This is a genomic window from Mesorhizobium sp. M7A.F.Ca.CA.002.09.1.1, assembly GCF_003998555.1.
Classification (GTDB): domain Bacteria; phylum Pseudomonadota; class Alphaproteobacteria; order Rhizobiales; family Rhizobiaceae; genus Mesorhizobium; species Mesorhizobium ciceri.
Window position 1 is genome coordinate 1 of sequence record NZ_RZRR01000295.1, and the last position, 5,781, is coordinate 5,781.

Sequence of the window (5,781 nt, forward strand, 5' to 3'; positions counted from 1 at the left end):
CCGCCGATCCCGTCGAGCATGCCATGCCGGAGCAGGCGGCGGCGCTTGACGGCCAGGCAATCTCCGACGAGAGCTTTGCTGGCCTCGACGATGCCATGGCCGATGTCGACATGGATTTCGACGTTCGCGCGGATGAGCCGATCGCCTTCGACGAGCCGGAAGCGCATGAAGTGCTTGCCGATGCTGCGGACTCAACAAGCGAGATTTCCAACCCTGAAGGCCTGTCGGACGATGCCTTCGACCTGAACTTTGAAGATTCGTTCGCCGAAACGGTCGAAGAGCCGGTCGCCGAAGTTGCTGCCGCTACGATCCAGCCGGCGGCGCCAGAAGCCAATGTCGCGCCGGCGGTGCACGCCCCGATTGCGGACGAACGGAGCCTGGAAGACGAGTTGAATGCGCTGCTGGGCGCCATGACTTCCCGCACGGCGCCGGTGGCCAGCGAGCCTGTCACGGCTCAGCCGGCTGTCGCTGCCCCGCCGCCTGTTGCCCAGCCTGCCGAGGAACCGGCCGACCTTGTCGGCGACCTCGACTGGGATCTTGACGAAACCACGCCTGAGCAGAATCGACATGTTGGCACGGCCCAAGCGGCCGACGCGGATATTGACGATCTTATGCTTGATGAACTCCAGGATCCGGACTCGGACACCATTGGCGATGTCGATTTCGACGATGATGCGTTGGACGCGGCTTTGGCCCAGGGCCTTGATCCGCGTGATGAAGCCGCTCCCCGGGACAATTCGGCGGATTCTTTCGATTGGCTTGCGGAGCGTTCCCAACCGACAGAGCCGACGCGTTCGTGGAGCCGCGTGACGCCGGTTCCGCAGCAGCCGTCATTCAGCACGCAGCCTACGTTTAGCGCTCAGCCGGCCGCTTCGGTGGCATCATCCATGGCCGCAGCGCCGGCAGTCGCCGCCATGACGTCCTATGGTTCGTCCGAGCCGGTCGAAACCTTGGCTCCCGCTGCCCCAGTATCGGCGCCGCAATCGTGCTAGCCGGCGCGTTACGAAGACATGCCCGATGTCGAGACGGTCGATGTGCCCGAGCGTGTCGTGGCGCTGGCGGACGATCTCGATATCCCCGAACTGCACTTCGAGGAAGACCAGCCGGCGTCGCCTGGCTATGACGATCTCGATGCCGAGTTCTCCAGCCTTCTCTCCGAGATGAACGCGGTGGAGGTGACTGCCGCCCCAGCAAGCAACGCGGCCGGCGCGTCTTACGATGATGGCTCCTATGCCGCGGGCTTCAAGCCGGGCTATGACAGCCTCAAGCCGGGCTATGACGGGGTCAAGCCGGGCTATGAGCCGGAAGCGCGAACCTATGCGGCGCGGCCGATGGAAATGTCTGCCCGCGCGGCGCCGCCCACGGGTTATGCCGACGCCTCGGGCTACGACCTCGACAACCTGCCGGGGAGCCAGCCGGCTTCCCAAGCCGATGATTTCACCGTCGATGAACTCGACTACGATCCCGAACTCGACGAGGAGATGGCTGTTCCGGGTCTCGGCGAGCGTGAGGCCGCAAGGCCGTCGCGCGGACGCGGCCTGTTCATCGCCGCGATTGTCGGCGCGGTCGCGGTCGCGGGCGGTCTCGGTGCCTTTGCGCTGTCCTTTGGCGGCAAGGGCGGCAGCGAAGCGCCCGTCATCGTCAAGGCCGACAACGCGCCGATCAAGGTCAAGCCGGAGAATCCGGGCGGTGCCGTGGTGCCGAACCAGGACAACAAGGTCTACGACGCGGTCAGGGGCGCCAAGCCCGCCGAGCCGGTCCAGGAAAAGCTGGTCACCAACACCGAAGAGCCGGTGGACGTGCAGGCGAAGGACCCGGCCCGCGCCATCGATCTTTCGCCGGACCAGAATGCAGCCGGCGCTGGAACCGATGTCGGCAACGCCGCGCCGATGGCCGGCGCTGCTTTGGCCGACAATACGGCGCCAGCTCCCAAGTCCGAGGACCGCATCGCGCAGGTGCTGCAGGATGCAGACAAGGGCACAAATGCCGATGTCGTCGCCATTGCACCGCGCAAGGTGAGGACCATGGTGGTCAAGTCGGACGGTTCGCTGGTGCCGCGTGAAGATCCGGCGGCACCCGCCGCTCCGCAAGTGGCCGCTACCGAGCCGGTCGATCCGGCGCCGCAGCATGTCGCCCCGGCGGCGCAAGCCGATGCCGACCAGACCGGTACCGTGGCGCCTGCCGCCGCCCAGGCGGACGACGAGCCGGCCCTCAAGCCGGTGGCCAAGCCAAAGGCCGAGGCCAAGGCCCAATCGGCCAACACGCCGGCAAAGGTTCCGCTAGCGCCGCAGCGTCCGTCCGACCAGCCGGTCGATGTCGTCGGCGAGGTCAAGCCCGATCAGGTTGCGTCCATCGATCCGGCATCGACCGCGGCAGGCGGTGGCTCGTGGTCGATGCAGATCGCCTCGCAGCCGACCGTCGAAAGCGCCCAGTCCAGTTATCAGGATCTGCAGCGCCGCTATGGCAGCGTGCTTGCCGGGCGTACCGCCAACATCGTCAAGGCCGAGATCGCCGGCAAAGGCACGTTCTACCGCGTGCGCGTTCCGGCCCAGTCACGCAATGACGCGATCAATTTGTGCACCAGCTACAAGGCCGCCGGCGGCAACTGCTTCGTCTCGCGCTAAAGCCGGAGCCAACCGATTGAAAGCCGGCGCGGTCACCGCGCCGGCTTTTTTCATGGGGAAAGCAGATCCGGCGTTGCCGTGGATGAATCCCTGGCGATTCCCTTTGATCGCACAAAGCCCTAAACTGCCGACATGACCGAATCAAAATCCATGATCCTCGGCTGCGCCGGGAAATCGCTCACCCGCGAAGAAATCAATTTCTATCGCAATGAATGCCCGTGGGCCTTCATCCTGTTTGCGCGCAACATCGGCGAGACCGAACAGATCCGCGATCTGGTCGCCGAGATGCGAGACTGCATAGGGCGTCCGGACGCGCTGGTGTTCATCGATCAGGAAGGCGGCCGTGTGCAGCGCTTGCGGCCGCCGCTGGCGCCGAATTATCCCGCCGGCGGCGCGCTGGGCGCGCTGTGGCGCGACGATCATGATGCCGGCGCCCGCGCGGCCTGGCTGATGGCGCGGCTGCATGCTTTCGACCTGTTACGCTACGGCATCACAGCCGATTGCCTGCCGGTGCTCGACGTGCCGATCGAAGGCGCCAGCGATGTCATCGGCGCGCGTGCCTACGGCAAGGACCCGCGACCCGTGATCGAGCTCGGCCGCGCAGCCGCGGAAGGGCTGATATCGGGCGGCGTGCTGCCGGTCATGAAGCATATTCCGGGCCATGGACGTGCCTTTGCCGACACGCATTTTGAACTGCCAGTGGTCAATGCCTCGCTCAGTGATCTGCAGCGGCATGATTTCGCCCCGTTCAAGGAGCTTAGCCATCTGCCGATGGCGATGACTGCGCATGTCGTCTACAGCGCGATCGACCCGAACAATCCGGCGACCACCTCCGGCAAGGTCATCGACGAGATCATCCGGCGCGAAATCGGCTTCGACGGACTGCTGATGAGCGACGACACATCGATGAAGGCACTTTCTGGGGATTTCCCGACAAAGGCGGCCTCGATCCTTGCGGCGGGCTGCGATCTGGTCCTTCACTGCAACGGCGTTTTCGAGGAGATGGCCGGCATCGCATCGCGCACCACGGGGCTTGAGGGCACGTCGCTGGAGCGCGCCAAGCGGGCGCTGACCTATATAAAGGACCGTGACACGGTCGAAGAAACCGAAATACGCGCCGAATTCGCCACCTACTTCGATGCGGTGGCATAGCAAGGGAAAGTGACAGGCAGTGGCGGAGACATTGGAAAGCAAGGCCGCGAAGGCCGCACCGATGGACCGTCTGTGGGCCGAAAATGACGATTCACGCGTCACCGGCGACCCGTCGCTGGTCGTCGACGTGGCCGGCTTCGAAGGTCCGCTCGATCTTCTGCTGCATCTTGCCCGCACCCAGAAAGTCGATCTGGCGCGCATTTCGATCCTGGCGCTGGTCGAGCAATATCTGACCTTTGTCGAGACGGCGAGGGCGCTCAGGCTGGAGCTTGCCGCCGACTATCTGGTGATGGCGGCATGGCTGGCCTTCCTCAAGTCCAAGCTCCTGATCCCCAAGCAGCCAGGCGACGAGGGCGAAAGCGGCGAGGAACTGGCGGCGGTGCTGCAGTTCCGACTGAAGCGGCTGGAAGCCATGCGCGACGCCTCGGCGCGTCTGGTCAACCGCAACCGGCTCGGCCGCGACGTGTTCGCGCGCGGCATGCCGGAAATGGTCATCATCGAAAAGCGCAACGCCTATTCTGCCTCGCTCTACGATCTCTTGACCGCCTATGCCCAGCAGCGCCAGAAGCAGGCGATCAACAATGTGACCATCGCCAGGCGCGGTGTCTGGTCGCTCAAGGACGCGCGCGACATCCTGACCCGCCTTGTGGGAGCCGTGAGCGACTGGACGACGATGGAAAGTTTTCTGATCGCGTACATGACCAGTCCCGAGGAGCGGCGCACGGCGATCGCGAGCTCGTTCGCTGCCACGCTGGAACTGGTGCGCGAAGGCAAGATGGATGTGCGGCAGGATCAGACGTTCGCGCCGATCTACCTGCGCGGCCGAACGCAGACAATCAAGGCAGTCGAGGTGGCATCATGAGCGAACGCGCCAACGCTTCGGTTGTCCCGTTCAAGATCGGCGATGAACCCGACGAGGGCCCGCTTTCCCAGGATCCGGCCGAGCAGCAGCTACAAAACCCGGCCGAGCGACTGCATCTGGCCGAGGCTGTGCGCATGGCCGAGGCGATCGTGTTCGCCAGCGCCGAACCCGTCAGCGAAAAGCAGCTTGCGGCACGCCTGCCGGACGGCATCAACATCGCCCTGGCCATGGCCGAGCTGCAGCAGATCTATGCGCGGCGCGGCGTCAATCTGGTGCGTGTCGGCGATGCCTGGGCGTTCCGCACCGCCGGCGACCTGGCTTTCCTGATGAGCAGGGATACCGTCCAGCAAAGGAAGCTCTCCCGCGCGGCTCTCGAAGTGCTGGCGATCATTGCCTATCACCAGCCGGTGACGCGTGCCGAGATCGAGGACATCCGCGGTGTCGAAACCTCGAAAGGCACGCTCGACACGCTGCTGGAAACGGAATGGGTGCGCATGCGCGGCCGGCGAAAGACACCCGGACGCCCGGTCACCTACGGCACGACGGAGACCTTCCTCGATCATTTCGCGCTGGAAGAGATCCGCGATCTGCCCGGCATGGAGGAACTGAAGGGGGCCGGCCTGCTTTCGGGCCGCATGCCGTCGAATTTCTCCATTCCGCAGCCGCCGGCCGATCCCGATGCATTGACCGACGACGAGGATGCGCTCACCGATATCGATCTCGAGGAACTCGGCCTGCTGACGCCGCGCGTCACGGAAGATTGACTGGCATTGGCGGCCGATCTGTCGAGGATGCGCGGATTCGTAGCGGGGCCGCCGCGTCGAAAATGCGTGACATCCGCCACCCTTTCATAAACTCTGTCGCAGTTGTGTTTGAATCCCAACGCGAAAACGCATAGATCATCGCCAGGGAAAACATTCGAGAGAGATTTGCTATGGGTTCATTTTCGATTTGGCACTGGATGATCGTGCTGGTGATCGTGCTTTTGGTGTTCGGCCGCGGCAAGATTCCCGAGCTGATGGGCGACATGGCCAAGGGCATCAAGAGCTTCAAGAAGGGCATGGCCGACGACGACGTTGCCGAAGACAAGCGCACCGTCGAACATCGTGCCGACGAGACCGTTGCGGCCGCGAAGGAAAAGGC

General features: G+C 64.3%; 4 protein-coding genes and 1 pseudogene. All 5 read left to right on the plus strand.

Going from position 1 to position 5,781, the window contains the following annotated elements; all coding sequences use genetic code 11:
• Positions 1–2,624 (plus strand): annotated as a pseudogene (locus EN994_RS14855) (SPOR domain-containing protein); the annotation flags it as partial.
• Positions 2,625–2,756: 132 nt separating this feature from the next.
• Positions 2,757–3,776 carry a beta-N-acetylhexosaminidase gene (gene nagZ, locus EN994_RS14860; protein ID WP_013531292.1) on the plus strand — a complete coding sequence of 340 codons (1,020 nt, stop codon included), beginning with the start codon at positions 2,757–2,759 and terminating at the stop codon, positions 3,774–3,776.
• Between the two features lie 61 nt (positions 3,777–3,837).
• Positions 3,838–4,638: a ScpA family protein gene (locus EN994_RS14865; protein WP_013531293.1), complete on the plus strand. Its 801-nt coding sequence runs from the start codon at positions 3,838–3,840 to the stop codon at positions 4,636–4,638.
• Positions 4,635–5,402 (plus strand): SMC-Scp complex subunit ScpB, encoded by a 768-nt coding sequence (gene scpB, locus EN994_RS14870; protein ID WP_027160430.1) that lies wholly within the window; start codon positions 4,635–4,637, stop codon positions 5,400–5,402. Before EN994_RS14865 ends, scpB begins: the two co-directional genes overlap by 4 nt.
• Positions 5,403–5,572: 170 nt before the next feature.
• Positions 5,573–5,781, plus strand: a 209-nt coding sequence (locus EN994_RS14875; RefSeq protein WP_127307619.1) for a twin-arginine translocase TatA/TatE family subunit, incomplete at its 3' end; no start/stop codon positions are given.

Excerpts from the sequence above, each read along its gene's own strand:
- nagZ (WP_013531292.1), top strand. The coding sequence starts at position 2,757 with ATGACCGAATCAAAATCCATGATCCTCGGCTGCGCCGGGAAATCGCTC.
- scpB (WP_027160430.1), top strand. The coding sequence starts at position 4,635 with ATGAGCGAACGCGCCAACGCTTCGGTTGTCCCGTTCAAGATCGGCGAT.
- EN994_RS14865 (WP_013531293.1), top strand. The coding sequence starts at position 3,838 with ATGGACCGTCTGTGGGCCGAAAATGACGATTCACGCGTCACCGGCGAC.